Consider the following 15,701-nt stretch of genomic DNA (forward strand, 5'->3'; position numbering starts at 1 on the left):
TCGTCGGTGTTACGTTTTTGGGGAGTAATGAGAACCGGCGCCAAGCCCTGACTGGCCGGTCGGCAACCCTCCCTTTCGCGGCGGGGTGCCTCAGGTGAATACTCGGCATATCGACCACTTCGAGCTGCAAGCGTGAGAGAAGGAGATCCGTCATGTCGGACGCCCCCGCCGGCGACACCCTGCCGTCCCAGCAGGATAAACCTGAGAAAAAGCTGTCCTACCGCCTGATCACGGGACCGGACAACCGCGACTTCTGTGAACGCATCTCCGCTGCCCTGGCGGAGGGGTATGTGCTGCACGGCAGCCCCGCAGCCGCCTTCAACGGCAGGGACGTGATCGTGGCGCAGGCCGTGATCCTGCCCGCCGCCATCGCCACGGCCGACGCAGCGGTGGCCACCGCCGTGGACCGGCTGGACTCGGACGATGACCTCAACGCCGAAGCGTTCGAGGGCCACGCATGAGCTACGCGGGAGACCTCACGCCGCAGGAGGCATGGGCCAAACTCGAAGACGGCGCCATCCTGGTGGACGTCCGCACCGAGGGCGAATGGGCCCACATCGGGATCCCGGAAACCGCAACCGCAAACGATCAGCGGAATGACCCGCTGTTCATCCAGTGGACCTTCCCGGGCGGCATCCCCAACCCTGCATTCATCGAGCAGCTGAAGCAGCAGGCTCCGGCGGACACCTCCACGGAGCTCGTTTTCCTCTGCCGGTCCGGCCAGCGCTCCATCGCGGCCGCCGTCGCAGCGACCCAGGCGGGCTTCACCTCGTATAACGTCCTCGAAGGCTTTGAAGGCGAACCGGACCGTTACGGCGAGCGCACCGTCAACGGCTGGAAGAACCGCGGCCTCCCAACGAACCTGGGAAAGAACTAAGTGACCTTCAATCAAGATGCCGCCGGCTGGAGCCCAGAAACCCAGGCCGTCCGCGGCGGGCTGGACCGCACCAACTTCCAGGAAACCACCGAACCCATTTTCCTGACCTCGGGCTTCGTGTACGAGTCCGCTGCCGCGGCCGAGCGGGCCTTCACCGGCGAGGACGAACGCTTCGTCTACTCCCGCTACGGCAACCCGTCCGTGGCCACCTTCCAGGAACGCCTCCGCCTGCTCGAGGGCACCGAGGCGTGCTTTGCGACGGCGTCCGGCATGTCGGCGGTATTCACCGCCCTGGGTGCCCTGCTGGGTGCCGGGGACCGTGTGGTGGCCGCCCGCTCGCTGTTCGGCTCCTGCTTTGTGATCCTGAACGAAATCCTGCCGCGCTGGGGCGTGGAGACGGTCTTCGTGGACGGACCGGACCTGGAGCAGTGGCGCGCTGCCCTTTCGGAGCCCACCGCCGCGGTCTTCTTCGAGTCGCCGTCCAACCCGATGCAGGAGATCGTGGACATCGCCGCCGTCAGCGGACTGGCCCATGCGGCCGGCGCCACCGTCGTGGTCGACAACGTCTTTGCCACACCCCTGCTGCAGCGCTGCGGCGACCTCGGCGCGGACGTGATCGTCTACTCCGGCACCAAGCACATCGACGGCCAGGGCCGCGTGCTGGGCGGCGCCATCCTCGGCACCAAGGAATTTATCGACGGGCCGGTCAAACAGCTCATGCGCCACACCGGGCCCGCACTCTCCGCGTTCAACGCCTGGGTGCTCACGAAGGGCCTGGAGACCATGGCGCTGCGCGTAAACCACTCCTCGGCCACCGCGCTGCGCCTGGCCGAATGGCTTGAAGAACAGCCCGCCGTCAGCTGGGTCAAGTACCCGCTGCTGAAGTCCCACCCGCAGTACGAGCTGGCCGCAAAGCAGATGAAGGCCGGCGGCACCGTGCTCACACTGGAACTCGCGACGTCGGGCGGCCGGTCCGGCAAGGAAGCCGCCTTCGCGCTGCTGGACGCGCTGAAGATCATCGACATCTCCAACAACCTGGGCGACGCCAAGTCCCTCATCACCCACCCGGCCACCACGACGCACCGCGCCATGGGCCCGGAAGGCCGAGCAGCCATCGGGCTCAGCGACGGCGTGGTGCGGCTGTCGGTGGGCCTGGAGGATCCGGAAGACCTGATCGCGGACCTGGAGCAGGCGCTCAAGCAGATCTGAGTGAGCTTGCAGCCCTGAAGCCTACTGCTGGTAGGTGATGTAGGCCTCGTACTGCACCCGCCACTTCTCCGGGTCCTTGGGATCAGGAATGGTGGTGGTGAGGAACTGAACGCTTGTCACCTGGCCCTTGAGGTACTTCAGCCATTGGGTGACTTCGTGCGCCACGTCCCGGTCGAGCTGGGCTACGTGGTGGACTTGCATAGCCATGGGAGCCTCCTTGATTGGTGGGCTGACTTTACTACCGGCGCCACCACACAGCCACCCCTCACACACGTCTATGGGCGGTGCCGGACAACTCGCGTCTTCCGCAGGCACTGGCTTGCGGGTATGACAGGTATAGGCGTTCCGGACACGAGGGCGCCTTTGAGCCGGCGAAAGGTGATTTGCGATGACCGAACATCAGGGACTGGCCCCGGCGCCGATGACCGCAGCACAGGCCGGCGTCATCGGGAGCCTGGCCGCTCAACTGCGGGTGGACTCCATCCGGTGCAGCACACAGGCCGGGTCCGGCCATCCCACGTCATCATTGTCGGCTGCGGATCTCATGGCCGTCCTGCTCGAGCGGCACCTCCGCTATGACTGGGACCAGCCATCGCTGCCTGCCAATGACCACCTCATTTTTTCCAAGGGCCACGCCTCCCCGCTGCTGTACTCCATGTACCGGGCGGTGGGCGTGGTCGATGAGGACGAACTGATCAATACCTACCGGCAGTTCGGCGGCCGCCTGCAAGGCCACCCCACACCGGTCCTGCCCTGGGTTGATGTGGCCACCGGATCATTGGGCCAGGGCCTGCCGGCCGCGGTGGGCGTGGCACTGGCCGGACGGTACCTGGACCGGCTCCCGTACCAGACGTGGGTGCTGTGCGGGGACAGCGAACTGGCCGAAGGGTCCATGTGGGAGGCCCTGGACAAGGCCGCCTACTACAAGCTCGGCAACCTCACAGCCGTCGTGGACGTCAACCGCCTGGGCCAGGACGGGCCCACGGAACTCCAATGGGACATGGACCGGTACGCCCGGCGCGTGGAAGCCTTCGGGGCCGACGCCCTCGTCATCGACGGCCACGATCTTGCCGCGATCGACGACGCACTCACCCGCGCGCGCTCCAATCCCGACCAGCCGACCGTCATTCTGGCGAAAACCATTAAGGGCAAAGGCGTGCCCGAAATCGAAGACCAGAGCGGCTGGCACGGCAAAGCCCTTCCGAAGGACATGGCCGAACGCGCCGTGGCAGCCCTCGGCGGGCCCGGCAGCCTGCGGATCACCACGGCTCTGCCCGAACCGGGCACACCCGCCATCACCCCAAACCCCCTGGCATCTGTCCGCCTGCCCCGCTGGGAGGTGGGCGACGAGGTGGCGACCCGGGCCGCCTTTGGTGCCGCTGTATCCGCGCTGGCCGCGCGTCCCGAAACCGTCGTTCTGGACGGCGAAGTGGGAAACTCGACCCACGCCGGTGAATTCGAGGACGCCGCCCGGGAACGGTACTTCGAAATGTTTATCGCCGAACAGCAGCTCATCGCCTCCGCCGTCGGGCTCGCGGTCCGCGGCTACGTGGCGTTCGCGGCCAGTTTCGCCGCGTTCCTGATATCCCGGCCCTTCGACTTCATTCGGATGGCCGGCGTCTCCCAGGCCAGCATCCGGCTGGTTGGCACCCACGCCGGCGTCGAAATCGGCCAGGACGGCCCGTCGCAAATGGCACTGGAGGACATCGCTGCCATGCGGGCCGTGCACACCTCCACCGTGCTCTACCCCGCCGACGCCCCCTCCACCGCCCAACTCGTCCAGACCATGGCGGACACCGCCGGAATCTCCTACCTTCGCGCCACCCGCGGCGCCTACCCGGTCATCTACGGGCCCGACGAAAAATTCCCGCTCGGCGGATGCAAAGTCCACCGCGCGGGCCCCAGCGACGCCGTGGCGCTCATCGGTGCCGGGGTCACGCTGCACGAATGCCTCACGGCGGCCGGGCAACTGGCCGAAGCCGGGATCAAAGCCCGCGTCATCGACCTCTACTCCATCAAACCCATCGACGCGGAGACCCTGCGCCGGACCTGCCTCGAGACCGGCGGCCGGATCGTCGTCGCAGAAGACCACTACCCCGAAGGCGGCATCGGATCCGCCGTGCTCGAAGCCCTCGCCGGCACAGACACCCCCGAACTGCACGCCGTCCTGCTTGCCGTCGGGTCCCTGCCCACGTCCGGCAAACCCCAGGAATTGCTCGACGCCGCCGGCATCTCCGCCCGCCACATCACGGCAGCCGCCCGCAGCCTTGTAGGAGCCTGAAACGACTCATTTCAGGCGACGTAACAAGACCCGTCACGGTTTTACTTAGGTAAGGCTTGGCTAATATCATCGTCCGGGTGACCACGCAACTGGATTTCGCGCGGGCGTCCTTTGCCGCGGATCTTGCGAGCCACGGGGACAGGCCCGCCATCCTCACCGACGGACAAGCCCTGACCTATCGGGACCTGGCGGACCGCGTCGATGCCCTTGCCCTCCGGCTCGGCACCGAGCGGCGCCTCGTGGCGCTGGCCGCCGCCAACGACCTCGACTCGCTCGTCGCCTACCTGGCGGCGCTGACCTCCGGCCATCCGCTGATCCTTCTTCCGGAGGACAAACCGGCTGCCCTGGAGTCCCTCGTGGCGGCCTACGATCCCGACGTCATCCTGAGGTCCGCGAACGGGCAGACCGTCCTGGAGGAACGCCGGCCCGGGACGCGGCACCAACTGCATCCGGATCTTGCCCTCCTGCTCAGCACGTCAGGCTCCACCGGCTCCCCCAAGCTCGTGCGGCTCTCACACCAGAATCTGCAGTCCAACGCCGAGTCCATTGCCGACTACCTCGGCATCGGTCCGCACGACCGCGCGGCAACAACGCTGCCCATGTCGTACTGCTACGGGCTGTCCGTGATCAACAGCCACCTGCTCCGCGGCGCCGGCCTGGTGCTCACTGACCTCTCCGTCGTTGACCCGTGCTTCTGGGACCTGTTCCGAAGCCAGGCGGCGACGTCCTTCGCGGCCGTTCCCTACACCTTTGAACTTTTGGAACGGGTGGGGTTCGCTGACATGGACCTGCCCCTCCTTCGCTACGTCACCCAGGCCGGCGGCCGCCTGGCCCCGGAGAAGGTGCGCTGCTACGCGGAGCTGGGACGCCGCAACGGCTGGGATTTATTCGTGATGTACGGCCAGACGGAGGCCACCGCCAGGATGTCCTACCTGCCCCCGGGACTCGCCAGCACGTTTCCCGGCGCCATAGGGATCCCGGTGCCCGGCGGGAGCTTCCGCATCGATCCTGTCCCAGGGCTGGACGACGGGGAGCTCGTCTACACAGGCCCGAACGTCATGCTGGGCTATGCCGGCAGCCCGGACGATCTCGCAGCGGGCCGGACCATCCATGAGCTGCGCACCGGCGACCTCGCCAGGCAGCATCCCGCCGGAGTTTACGAGGTGGTGGGCCGGCGCAGCCGGTTCGTCAAGATTGTGGGACTGCGCGTGGACCTCGGTCAGGTGGAACGGATGCTCGCGGACCTCGGGGTGCAGGCGGCCAGCGCGGGAACGGACCAGGGACTCGTCGTCGCCGTCGAGGGCGAGCACGACCCGCAGCTGCTCAGCAAGGTCCTCGCGCAGGGCATCGGGCTGCCGCGGGCGGCCCTTGAGGTGCACGCCGTCGAACATCTCCCGCGCCTGGCCACCGGCAAGCTGGACTACCCGGCAGTTCTCGCCCTTTCCGGTTCCAAGCCGGCGGAGCCGGCATCGGGGCCCGCCGCCGCAACGGGGCCGGACAACGTCAGAAGGATTTTCGAGGACACCCTGGAGCGGGCGGACATCTCGGACAGCGACACCTTCGTCTCGCTTGGCGGCGATTCCCTGTCGTATGTGGCGGCATCCGTCAGGCTCGAGCAGGCTCTGGGGCGTCTTCCGGCGGACTGGCACCTGACGCCCGTCCGCGATCTGGAGCCGCGCCGCGAGGATGTGCCAGTCCGGAAGCTGCGGCGGTTCTTCGCACCACTGGAAACCAGCATCGTCCTCAGGGCGGCCGCGATCGTCTGCATCGTCAGCACCCACGTCGGCTTGTTCAGCCTGCAGGGTACGGCCCACGTTCTCATGGCCGTGGCGGGCTACAACTTTGCGCGTTTCCAGCTCTCGGGGGAACGGCTCCCCCGCCTGCGGCGGCAGCTCAAGAGCGTGGCCAGGGTGGCGGTGCCGAGCATGGCCTTCATCGGTGCAGCGTACCTGATCACGGACAGATACAGTCCTGCCAACGTGGTGCTCCTCAACGCCATCATCGGGCCCGAGGCCGTGACCACGCAGTGGCACTTCTGGTTCATCGAGGTGCTCGTCTATCTGCTCGTCGGCATGACCGCCCTGCTCGCCATCCCGTGGGCAAGCCGTGCCGAGCGGCGCTTCCCCCTGCTCTTCCCTTTGGCATTGACCGGCGTCGGGCTTCTCACCCGCTTCGGGATTATCGACCCCGGAGTGCCACACACAGCGCCGGCACTCTGGCTCTTCGCATTGGGCTGGGCGATTGCGCGGTCCCGGAACCTGGGCCACCGCTGCGCCGTGTCGGCCATTGCAGCGCTGACTGTTCCCGGGTTCTTCGACAACGCGAACCGGGAAGCAACGCTCCTCATCGGCATACTCGTGCTGGTGTGGCTGCCGGGCATTCCTGTGCCGACGGGCCTCCGCCGCCTGACGGTGGTGCTGGCCAGCGCTTCTCTGTACGCCTACTTGGTCCACTGGCTGGTCTATCCGCCCCTGGCCGGGATCAGCCCCGCGCTGGCCGTCACCGCCTCGCTTGCTGCAGGGTTGGCCTACTGGGCCCTGTGCACGCGGGTTGCCAGCTCGGCAAACCGGTGGAAGGCACGCAGGAGGACGGCCCGGTCAGCCGTGGCGGGCGCGAAGGCGTCCACGATGGCTGCTTAACAAGCCTTAGACTGCCTGCAGCTCCCGGGCCGCCACCGCAGAGACGAGCATCGAACCGGCAGCCACAACGGGATCGATAACGGGTATGCCCAGCCTGCGGCGCAAAACATCCGCCATGCCGATGCTCGTCAGGCCGGTGCTCGCCTCAACGATGACGTCAGCACCGGCATCCACCAGCATGTGGGCCGCAGCGAGGGAATCGAAAATGCCCGTCGGCATGAGGAACCCCTCGGAGGTTTCCACGCCCTCCGGCCCGTCAATCAGCAGCATGCGGTCGCCGAGGGCGTCGGAAATGGGTCCGGGAACCGATTGCTTCAGGCCCAGCACGCCCACCCGCCCGCCGAACGTAAGCGCGGCGGCGGCAGCCGACGAGCCGGCCCCGACCACCGGAATATCCAGCAGGGCGCGCACCTCGGCCAGTCCCGGGTCCGCGGCGCAGCTGACAATCAGGGCGTCAACCTCACCCGCCATTTCGAGCGCCAGTTCCACAACCTTAGGAACGGCCAGCCGAAGCGACTCTGCGTCGTAGACGCCCGACGGCTGGGCCGGAATGCAGCGCGACGTCACCTCGAAGCCGAAAGATTCCTGCAGCAGCTTTCCGTGGGAGTTGAGCAGACGCCGGTCTGACGTCGTCAAAGCCCGGATGACACCTACACGCATGGTCATGCCTTCCCCGAGTGGATCTTGTGCTTCCACCCTAGCCAGACAATATTTCGTGCGGTTTGCCGGGAAATGACCATCGGAAACCTCCCCGCCACTCAGCGCATGTCCGGGGCGCGCTTCAGAAAGGAGGTCAGGACTGGCGGACCCGCAGCAGCTCCGGCACGGGCTCTGCTTCCGCGTCGGCATAGCCGACCGTCCCCCGCAGCGTGGCCCGCACGGCGTGCGCGACGACGGCACCCAGCCCGCCGTCGTCGGGCGCGGATTTCTCCATCACAGTCTCCCGGACGCAGCGCTGTTCTGCAGCGCCCGTGCCGCGGGAGAGGATCTCCTCGACCCCTTGCCGCACCAGGTCGATTTCGCCGTTCTCGGTGAGCACCGGTTCCAGGAAATCCACGAGCGAGCGCACCACCTCCGCGGCGGGCGCGGGCCGGAAGCTGCCGAAGTCTAGCAGCTCGCCGCGGAGGCCGAAATTACTGGCCTGCCACGCCGCCATGCGCAGCAGCACCGTGGGAACCGGGGCCGGCTCCACGCCTTGGTGCCATTCCCTGCTGGCGGACTCCACCAGCGCCCGGACCAGGACGGCGATCAGTGCGGCGTCCTCGGCCCGGAGGCAGACGTCGGCCACCCTGACCTCCACCGTGGGGTGGTTCCGGGACAGCCGCGCGTCGAAGTAGACCATGCCCTCATCCAGCAGCACCCCGCTGTCCAGCAGGCGGGTCACCACCCGCCGGTACGCCGACAGGCTCCCGTAGATGGCGGTGGGGCCAGATGTCGGCCAGCGGTTCCAGGCCTGGGTACGGTAGCTCTCGAACCCGGTTTCCACGCCCTGCCAGAAGGGGGAGTTGGCGCTGAGCGCGATCAGGACGGCCAGCTTGTCCCGGATCCTGTCCAGGACCGCCACGCCTTCATCCTGGGATTCGATGAAGGTGTGGACGTGGAAGCCGCACGTCAGCTGCTCCTGGGCGGTCAGGCCGAAGCGCTCGAGCATCCGGGCGTACCGCGGGTCCGGCGTCGTGTGGCTTGCGAGGGACAAAGGCGAGGTTGCGAGCGCCGCGACCCGTGCGCCGTGCCGCTGGGCGGCCTCATCAGCCATCGCCCGGCCCGCGCGTATCTGGCGGAGCAGTTCCTCATAATCCAGGCACGGCCGGGTCTGGGTCTCGATCTGTTCGAGCTTGAGCTCGGCACTCAAGCCCATCCCGTCATCGCAAGCGGGTCTGGTCTGCTTCTGCAGCAGCCGCGGTTTGTCCGGGGCGTCGTCGGCCGCGAGCTTCCGGCCGGAGAGCAGCGCATCAGCGAGCGCCAACGGCTCCCCGCTGCCCGGGTCCACGATCAGCAGTTCTTCCTCGACCCCAAAAGTCCGCATGCGTACATTGTCCGTCAGACCAGCCGAAACGTCCCTGACATGACGAAAAGCGCGAACGAACACTTGGGGCCCCGCGGCAGGCTGGCCCGAGGGGCGGAAGTGTCCGCTCGCGCTCTGCGGAGGGGCTCCAGCGTCTGTTCGCGCTTTGTTGGTGCTGGGAAAACCTAGTCCTGGAAATACTCGATCTTGGCGCCGATGGTGTTGAGCCGCTCGGCCAGGTCCTCGTAGCCGCGCTCAATGACGTAGATGTTGCGCAGCTCAGACACGCCCCGCGCCGCAAGCATGGCGAGCAGCAGGCACGCCGCCGGGCGGAGGGCAGGCGGGCAGCCGATCTCCGCGGCACGCCACCGGGTGGGGCCGTTGACGTAGATCCGGTGCGGGTCCAGCAACTGCACCCGGGCCCCCAGCTTGTTCAGCTCCGTGAGGTAGATGGCGCGGTTCTCGTAGACCCAGTCGTGGATCATGGTCTGGCCCTCGGCGTTGCCGGCAATCACGGCGAAGAACGGCAGGTTATCGATGTTCAGCCCCGGGAACGGCATCGGGTGGATCTTGTCTTCCGGCGCCCGCAGCTCAGAGGGCTTGGTGGTCACATCCACCAGCCGGGTGCGGCCGTTGCGGGCCATGTACTCTCCCGAAACTTCGAGCTTCTGGCCCATCTGCTCCAGCGTGGCCAGCTCGATTTCCATGAACTCGATGGGCACGCGGCGGATGGTCACCTCGGAATTCGTCACAATACCGGCGGTGATGAGGCTCATCGCCTCGATGGGGTCCTCGGAGGGGAAGTATTCAATGTCGACGTCGATGGACGGCTTGCCGGTGATCTTCAGCGTGGTGGTTCCGACGCCGTCGATCTCCACTCCCAGCCTCTGCAGATAGAAGCAGAGGTCCTGCACCATGTAGTTGGGGCTGGCGTTGCGGATGATGGTGGTGCCGCCCCGGTGGGCGGCGGCCATGATGGCATTTTCGGTGACGGTGTCTCCGCGCTCGGTGAGCACGAAGGAACGGTCAAGAGCGTCCGACGTCGGCGCCTGCACCGTGTAGAAGCCCGCGGTGGCCTCCACCGAAAGTCCGAACTGGCGCAGCGCCTGCATGTGCGGCTCCACTGTGCGCGTGCCAAGGTCACATCCGCCGGCGTAGGGCAGCCGGTACTCGGCCGTTTCGTCCAGCAGCGGGCCGAGGAGCATGATCACGCTGCGGGTGCGGCGGGCAGCCTCAACGTCCATGGACGCCAGGTCCAGCACGGCGGGCCGGCGGAGCTGCAGATCGTTGTCGTTGAGCCAGATGCATTCGACGCCGATGCTCACGAGCACCTCGACGATCCGGTTGACCTCCTCGATCCGAGCCAGCCGGCGCAGTGTGGTGGTGCCGCGGTTGATAAGGCTGGCGCAAAGCAGTGCGACGCCGGCGTTCTTACTGGTGTTGACGTCAACGGAGCCAGAGAGTGTCCGGCCGCCTTCCACGCGGAGGTGGGTCATCTGGGACTTGCCGAGCTTTACGATGCTCTGGCCGAATATCGCCTCAAGCCGCTGGATCATTTTCAGGCTCAGATTCTGCTTGCCCTGCTCCATTCGGGCGACGGCGCTTTGGCTGGTTCCGAGTTCCGCGGCGAGCTGCCCCTGGGTCCAGCCCTTCTGCCCGCGGGCGTCGCGGAGCATGAGTCCAACGTGTTCAGCAGTCTGTTGTGTCATAACAAAAAAATATCACAAATGATGTATTTTGGCGGCGGAGTCGGGCTAGTGCCCGTTGGATTCCAGAATTTACCCGCCCTGTGCGATAAACGAGACCGGGCTAGGCTACCGGCAGCAGGCAGCGGGGCGCAGGCCACCAGGTCTGGGGAGGCGGCGGACCGACATAGCCGCTGGCCTTGACCCGGGAAGCCATCGGGAGCAAGCTAACGCTACCGGTTGCGGCCAGTTAAGGGAACGGGAGGCCGCCTTGTCCATTTTCAACTCCGCGGTGTTCGGCGAGAAGCGCCCCTCCAGGCAGCAGGCCACCGCATTTCTCTCCTTCGTGGTAGCCACGGCGGTGGGCTTCGTGCCGGGCCCCCGCCTGGACGATGGCACTCCCCTGGAGTCCTCCGTCATGCAGCCCACGGCCGTGGCGTCCGCCACCGCCCCGGCTGCTCCAGCCCAGCCTGCGGCCCCGTCGACTCTGGCCCAACCGTCCGCGCCCCAGCCCTCGGCAGGCGGCACCACGCTGCTCGGCAACGACGTGTCCTGGCCGCAGTGCAACAAGGCCCTGCCCAAGGACCCGGCGTTCGCCATCGTCGGCGTCAACAACGGGCTGGCCAACACCACCAACCCGTGCCTGCATCAGCAACTGGATTGGGCAGATGACATCTCTTCCGACCTGACTGGACAGCCGGGCGTGGCCCTCTACGTCAACACCGCCAACCCCGGCAGTGCCGGATCCTGGTGGCCCACAAGCAACAACTATGGTGGCAAGACCGTGCCGAACCCCTACGGCGAGTGCAAGGGGCAGGTGGATGTCCCCTGTGCCTACATGTACGGATATGCCAAGGCCTTCGATGACGCCTACCTCCGCAGCATCACTAATCCGGAGGACTATCTGTGGTGGCTGGATGTGGAAACGGGCAACAGCTGGTCCGGCAACAAAGACGCCAACAGGGCAGACCTTGAGGGCATGACGGACTTCTTCCACAGCATCGACGCGGACGTGGGCATCTATTCCACCGGCGTCCAGTGGGGACAGATCGTTGGCCAGGTCAGCCCCGGCAGCAACCTCTACAACCTCCCCAGCTGGCTCCCCGGCGCCCGCACGGCCAGCGGGGCCAAGGGCAACTGCTCGGCCGCGCCCCTCACCGCCGGCGGCCGGGTTATCCTCACCCAGTTCGTCTCCAAGGGCTTCGACTACGACTACTCCTGCATCTGACCCGGACGCCCAGGCACGGCGGGAGGCCTCCGCAGCCCCGGCCTGACCCGTGGTTAGGACCTGACCCATGGTTAGACTCGGGCCATGCGCCACACCGACACCATCCGGACCGCCACCATCGAAGACGCGGAAACCCTCGCCCAACTCCAGCTCGAGTGCTGGCGAGAGACCTACTCGGGACTGCTGTCCCCCGACTTTTTCGCGAGGCAGAGCGTGGACGAGCGGCTGGCCATGTGGCTCCGGCTACTGAACGGCGCCCACGCCGGGCGCCAATTCGTTGCAGACGTCGGCGGACGGCTGGTGGGATTTGCCGGCTCACTTCCGCCGCGCCTACATCCGCTCGGCCTGCTTCCGCCGGCGGCAGGCTCCGCTGACGCACGTTCCGACGGCAGGGCTGAGCTCTGGGGCATCTACGTGCTGAAAGCCCACCACGGTTCCGGGCTGGGCCAACGGCTTCTTGATGCAACGCTCGGAGCCGAGCCCGCAGCCCTGTGGGTGGCCCAGGACAACCCCAGGGCCCAGGCCTTTTACCGCCGCAACGGCTTCGAGTTCAACGGAACGAAGGAAGCCATTGAAGACTGGGAAGGACTCGTCGAACTGAGGATGACAAGGTAGTCCGGCGCTGGCCAACTACACCTAGGACCCTTCGAGCCACACCATGTTCCAGGTCCCGGCCCATACGGCAGCAACCACGGCGCCGGCCGCGATCACGGCTCCGCCGAGCAGCACCCAGATGTCCAGGCGACTGTAGGTCGATTCGCGGGCCCACGTCCGTGTGGCCCCGCCGAAGCCGCGCGCCTCCATGGTGACGGCGAGGCGGGTCGCGCGCCGGATGGCCTGGACCAGCAGGCCGAAGCTCTGCCCCAGGGTGGCGCGCAGCCGCTGCCACGGGTTGCCCCGGGACCCCACGCCGCGGGCGCGCCGGGCCATGCCGATGGTCTGCCATTCCTCCGCCATGAGCCCCACGAGTCGCATGGCCGCGAGAGTGCCCAGCACGAACCGGTGCGGCAGGCGGGCCTTCTGCGCCAGCGAATCGGCGAGGTCGGTGGGGTCCGTGCAGCTCATCAGCAGCACCGCCGGCAAAGCAATCGCGAGGCCGCGGAGCAGGAAACCCAGCCCCAGCTGGAGGGAACCTTCGCTCATGGACCAGATGCCGACGTCGAGCAGTACCTTCCCGCTGTCCGGCGACAGGATGGAGGTGCTCCAGCCGCCCACGGCGGCAGCGACAATCAGCGGCCAGCCGCGCTGCCAGAGCAGCGTGAACGTCAGGCCGGCGAGCGGGAAAAGCAGCAGTTCGCAGGCCAGCGCCACGGATGCGGACATCCAGTCGATGGACAGGGCCAGAACAAGGGTGATGAGGAAGACGGCGGCGAATTTGGCCAGCGGGTTGGCCCGGGTCAGCAGCGCCCGGTTTCCGGAAAGGCTCAGCGCGTCCCTCATGTCGCGGCCTCTTCCGGTGCGCCGAGGGCGTGCCCGGCCGTGCCCGGCTGAGCTGTGCCCGGCTGAGCTGTGCCCGGCTGACGCGTGGCGGGCTGAGCTGTGCCCGGCTGACGCGTGCCGGGCTCACCCAGTCCCCGGGGGGCGAGCCTGAACTCGGTCCCGCCCAACACATGCGTGAATTCCTGGTCGTGCGTCACGGAAACCACGGCGGTGCCGGCGTCGAGCAGTTCGGACAGGAAGGAGGCGAGCTCGGCCCAGGTGTTGGCATCCTGGCCGAACGTCGGCTCGTCCAGGATCAGGACCTGGGGATGGGCCGCGAGCACCGTGGCCACGGAAAGCCTGCGCTTTTCCCCGCCGGAGAGCGTGTACGGGTTGGCGTCCACGAGACCGGTCAGGCGAAGCCGTTCCAGCAGCTCGTCAACTCGCTCTTCGCCGTGGCCCATGTGCCGCGGGCCGAACTGCAGCTCGTCCAGGACCCTGCCCGTGACGAACTGGTGCTCGGGTTCCTGGAACACGGTGCCGATCCTCGCGATCAGCTGCTCGGCCCGCCACTTGTACGGGTCGATCCCGGCGCCGCGGCTCAGTTCCACGGTGGCGGACACCTTGCCGTCAACGGGCGGGATAAGGCCGGCGAGCGTCAGGGCAAACGTGGATTTCCCGGCGCCGTTGGGCCCGGTAATGGTCAGCGCTTCGCCGGCGCGGACCTGGGCCGTGATGTCCCGCTGGACAGGCACGGGCGGAACGGACCTGAAGCCGCGGCGGCGTGGCCGCTCGCGTGAGACGGCCAGGCCCTCTGCGGCGAGCAGCAGCTGGCCCGTGACTTCAGCCGAGGTTCCGGCAAGAGTCCGCTGCCGCGCGGCCGGGACATATCCGGGAACCCAGACCCCGGCGGCAATGAGCATCTCGCGCGCTTGTTCAAGAACCTGGTCCGGCGTACCGTCGATCAGCACCGCCGGCTGCGTGCCGGATCCAGGCTGCAGCACCACGATCCGGTCTACCAGGTCCTTCCATACGGCTACCCGGTGCTCCACGACCACCAGCGTGGCGCCCGTCTTGTCGAGGCAGCGGCCCACGGCGTCGCGGACTTCCAGCACGCCTGCCGGGTCGAGATTGGCGGTCGGCTCGTCCAGCAGGATGAGCCCCGGCCGCATCGCCAGGATGCCGGCCAGCGCAAGGCGCTGTTTCTGCCCGCCGGACAGGGCCGACGTCGGGTGGTCCATCGGAAGGTGCGCGAGCCCGACGTCGTCCAGTGCCTCGTGGACGCGGGTCCAGATTTCGTCGCGGGGCACGGAGAGGTTTTCGGCACCGAACGCTACGTCGTCGCCGAGGCGGGAGAGGACCACCTGCGTTTCGGGGTCCTGCTGCATGAGGCCGGCGCGGCCGCGCCGCGCGCGCGGCGGTTCGCCGTCAATCAGCAGGCTGCCGGTCTCGTCCGCGTCGTCGCTGTCGGCAGGGCCGCCGTCGCCGGCCGCGCTGTTTCCCGAGGTGCCGTCACCCAGAACCCCGGCGAGGGCGTGAAGCAGCGTGGACTTGCCGGCGCCGGAAGGTCCCAGCAGCAGGACCCGCTCCCCCGGCCGGATGTCCAGGTCCAGCGCGTTGACGGCGGGCCTGGACCGTCCCGCGTGGCGCCAGCCCCAGCCGCGGGCGGTGACCGCGGCGGGGCGGACGCCGCCGTCGTAATGTGCGGGCATCAGGAGAAGACGGGCTCCGTGGCTGCCTTGCGGGACGCGAACGAGCTCAGCACGCCCGTCCTGGCCAGGCCGCGGGTAGCGATCCAGGACAGCACGCCGGCGATGACCGCGCCGGAAATGGCGCAGAACACGATATACGCGAGCTTGTCCCCGGCGGCGTACGCAATGTTCCAGCCCCACGGAGCGAAGGAGTCATTCAGGCCGCAGAACAGGCCCGCACCCGCGCCGGCCAGCAGCGAAGCGGGGAGGTTGAATTTCTTGTACATGAAGGCGGCGAACACGAGCTCCGCACCCAGGCCCTGCAGGATGCCCGAAATCAGCACCGTGGTGCCGTACTGCGAGCCCATGATCAGCTCGCCGGTGGCGGCGACGGCTTCGCAGAACAGTGCCGCACCCGGCTTGCGGACGATGAGCATGCCGAGCACCGCTGGAATCATCCAGCCGCCGGCGTAGAGGCCGGAGAGGGGCGGGTACACGGCGTTGACGGGGGCGGAGATGAGGTTGGCGCCCTGGGACCAGGCCCAGAAAATCACGCCGCCGGCGACCGCGATCAGTGCCGCCACCACGATGTCAGCCACGCGCCAGTTGTAGCCGGTCTTCTTGATTGTTGCAGTTGTCATGATGGTCCTCCTGAGGAACAGGAGGG

General features: G+C 67.5%; 14 protein-coding genes and 1 riboswitch. Of the genes, 7 read left to right on the top strand and 7 right to left on the bottom strand.

Annotated features, from left to right (window positions below; all coding sequences use genetic code 11):
- Nucleotides 1-23 precede the first annotated feature (23 nt).
- A riboswitch (SAM riboswitch) is annotated at nt 24-139 on the top strand.
- 13 nt (nt 140-152) lie between these two features.
- Genes AC1DDG_RS12115 through AC1DDG_RS12125 form a run of 3 tightly spaced genes read left to right on the top strand, consistent with a single transcriptional unit; the run spans nt 153 to nt 2,086 of the window.
- Nucleotides 153-461 carry a DUF1737 domain-containing protein gene (locus AC1DDG_RS12115; RefSeq protein WP_230119199.1) on the top strand — a complete coding sequence of 103 codons (309 nt, stop codon included), beginning with the start codon at nt 153-155 and terminating at the stop codon, nt 459-461.
- A complete protein-coding gene (locus tag AC1DDG_RS12120; RefSeq protein WP_230119198.1) occupies nt 458-877 on the top strand; it encodes a rhodanese-like domain-containing protein in 420 nt (139 codons plus the stop codon). Before AC1DDG_RS12115 ends, AC1DDG_RS12120 begins: the two co-directional genes overlap by 4 nt.
- Entirely contained in the window at nt 878-2,086 is a 1,209-nt protein-coding gene (locus AC1DDG_RS12125) for an O-succinylhomoserine sulfhydrylase (RefSeq protein ID WP_476876252.1), read from the top strand.
- Between the two features lie 21 nt (nt 2,087-2,107).
- Here AC1DDG_RS12125 and AC1DDG_RS12130 read toward each other — a convergent pair whose 3' ends face one another.
- Nucleotides 2,108-2,293, bottom strand: coding sequence for a hypothetical protein (locus tag AC1DDG_RS12130; protein ID WP_476876253.1), 186 nt, complete (start codon nt 2,291-2,293; stop codon nt 2,108-2,110).
- A 181-nt stretch (nt 2,294-2,474) separates the two neighbouring features.
- On the opposite strand from AC1DDG_RS12130, the gene AC1DDG_RS12135 reads away from it, so the two are divergent.
- Nucleotides 2,475-4,367 (top strand): transketolase, encoded by a 1,893-nt coding sequence (locus AC1DDG_RS12135; RefSeq protein WP_476876254.1) that lies wholly within the window; start codon nt 2,475-2,477, stop codon nt 4,365-4,367.
- Between the two features lie 77 nt (nt 4,368-4,444).
- On the top strand, nt 4,445-7,006 hold the full coding sequence (locus tag AC1DDG_RS12140; RefSeq protein WP_476876279.1) for an AMP-binding protein: 2,562 nt from the start codon (nt 4,445-4,447) through the stop codon (nt 7,004-7,006).
- 6 nt (nt 7,007-7,012) lie between these two features.
- On the opposite strand, the gene AC1DDG_RS12145 is transcribed toward AC1DDG_RS12140, so the two are convergent.
- The 3 genes from AC1DDG_RS12145 to AC1DDG_RS12155 form a co-directional block, all read right to left on the bottom strand.
- Nucleotides 7,013-7,666, bottom strand: coding sequence for an aspartate/glutamate racemase family protein (locus tag AC1DDG_RS12145; protein ID WP_476876255.1), 654 nt, complete (start codon nt 7,664-7,666; stop codon nt 7,013-7,015).
- A gap of 133 nt (nt 7,667-7,799) precedes the next feature.
- Nucleotides 7,800-9,032 (bottom strand): glutamate--cysteine ligase 2, encoded by a 1,233-nt coding sequence (locus AC1DDG_RS12150; RefSeq protein ID WP_476876256.1) that lies wholly within the window; start codon nt 9,030-9,032, stop codon nt 7,800-7,802.
- A gap of 164 nt (nt 9,033-9,196) precedes the next feature.
- Nucleotides 9,197-10,720, bottom strand: a complete 1,524-nt coding sequence (locus AC1DDG_RS12155) for a UDP-N-acetylglucosamine 1-carboxyvinyltransferase (protein WP_476876257.1) — start codon at nt 10,718-10,720, stop codon at nt 9,197-9,199.
- A 247-nt stretch (nt 10,721-10,967) separates the two neighbouring features.
- Here AC1DDG_RS12155 and AC1DDG_RS12160 point away from each other — a divergent pair, with 247 nt between their 5' ends.
- Nucleotides 10,968-11,924, top strand: a complete 957-nt coding sequence (locus AC1DDG_RS12160) for a hypothetical protein (protein WP_476876258.1) — start codon at nt 10,968-10,970, stop codon at nt 11,922-11,924.
- A gap of 84 nt (nt 11,925-12,008) precedes the next feature.
- On the top strand, nt 12,009-12,539 hold the full coding sequence (locus tag AC1DDG_RS12165) for an N-acetyltransferase family protein (RefSeq protein WP_476876259.1): 531 nt from the start codon (nt 12,009-12,011) through the stop codon (nt 12,537-12,539).
- Nucleotides 12,540-12,560: 21 nt separating this feature from the next.
- Here the strand turns inward: AC1DDG_RS12165 and AC1DDG_RS12170 are convergent, their stop codons facing one another.
- From AC1DDG_RS12170 to AC1DDG_RS12180, 3 genes are read right to left on the bottom strand one after another with little or no spacing between them, the layout of a single operon-like run.
- Nucleotides 12,561-13,364 carry an energy-coupling factor transporter transmembrane component T family protein gene (locus AC1DDG_RS12170; protein ID WP_476876260.1) on the bottom strand — a complete coding sequence of 268 codons (804 nt, stop codon included), beginning with the start codon at nt 13,362-13,364 and terminating at the stop codon, nt 12,561-12,563.
- Nucleotides 13,361-15,055 carry an ABC transporter ATP-binding protein gene (locus AC1DDG_RS12175; RefSeq protein WP_476876261.1) on the bottom strand — a complete coding sequence of 565 codons (1,695 nt, stop codon included), beginning with the start codon at nt 15,053-15,055 and terminating at the stop codon, nt 13,361-13,363. Before AC1DDG_RS12175 ends, AC1DDG_RS12170 begins: the two co-directional genes overlap by 4 nt.
- Nucleotides 15,055-15,675: an ECF transporter S component gene (locus tag AC1DDG_RS12180; RefSeq protein ID WP_230119187.1), complete on the bottom strand. Its 621-nt coding sequence runs from the start codon at nt 15,673-15,675 to the stop codon at nt 15,055-15,057. The genes AC1DDG_RS12175 and AC1DDG_RS12180 overlap by 1 nt, the downstream gene beginning before the upstream one ends.
- Nucleotides 15,676-15,701 lie beyond the last annotated feature (26 nt).

The organism is Arthrobacter sp. 10L430 (assembly GCF_056395245.1).

What these genes read in the sequence shown, in the direction of transcription:
- AC1DDG_RS12165 (WP_476876259.1), top strand. Translation starts at nt 12,009, where the DNA reads ATGCGCCACACCGACACCATCCGGACCGCCACCATCGAAGACGCGGAA.
- AC1DDG_RS12150 (WP_476876256.1), bottom strand. Translation starts at nt 9,032, where the DNA reads ATGCGGACTTTTGGGGTCGAGGAAGAACTGCTGATCGTGGACCCGGGC.
- AC1DDG_RS12170 (WP_476876260.1), bottom strand. Translation starts at nt 13,364, where the DNA reads ATGAGGGACGCGCTGAGCCTTTCCGGAAACCGGGCGCTGCTGACCCGG.
- AC1DDG_RS12115 (WP_230119199.1), top strand. Translation starts at nt 153, where the DNA reads ATGTCGGACGCCCCCGCCGGCGACACCCTGCCGTCCCAGCAGGATAAA.
- AC1DDG_RS12180 (WP_230119187.1), bottom strand. Translation starts at nt 15,675, where the DNA reads ATGACAACTGCAACAATCAAGAAGACCGGCTACAACTGGCGCGTGGCT.
- AC1DDG_RS12145 (WP_476876255.1), bottom strand. Translation starts at nt 7,666, where the DNA reads ATGCGTGTAGGTGTCATCCGGGCTTTGACGACGTCAGACCGGCGTCTG.
- AC1DDG_RS12175 (WP_476876261.1), bottom strand. Translation starts at nt 15,055, where the DNA reads ATGCCCGCACATTACGACGGCGGCGTCCGCCCCGCCGCGGTCACCGCC.
- AC1DDG_RS12130 (WP_476876253.1), bottom strand. Translation starts at nt 2,293, where the DNA reads ATGGCTATGCAAGTCCACCACGTAGCCCAGCTCGACCGGGACGTGGCG.
- AC1DDG_RS12135 (WP_476876254.1), top strand. Translation starts at nt 2,475, where the DNA reads ATGACCGAACATCAGGGACTGGCCCCGGCGCCGATGACCGCAGCACAG.
- AC1DDG_RS12155 (WP_476876257.1), bottom strand. Translation starts at nt 10,720, where the DNA reads ATGACACAACAGACTGCTGAACACGTTGGACTCATGCTCCGCGACGCC.
- AC1DDG_RS12120 (WP_230119198.1), top strand. Translation starts at nt 458, where the DNA reads ATGAGCTACGCGGGAGACCTCACGCCGCAGGAGGCATGGGCCAAACTC.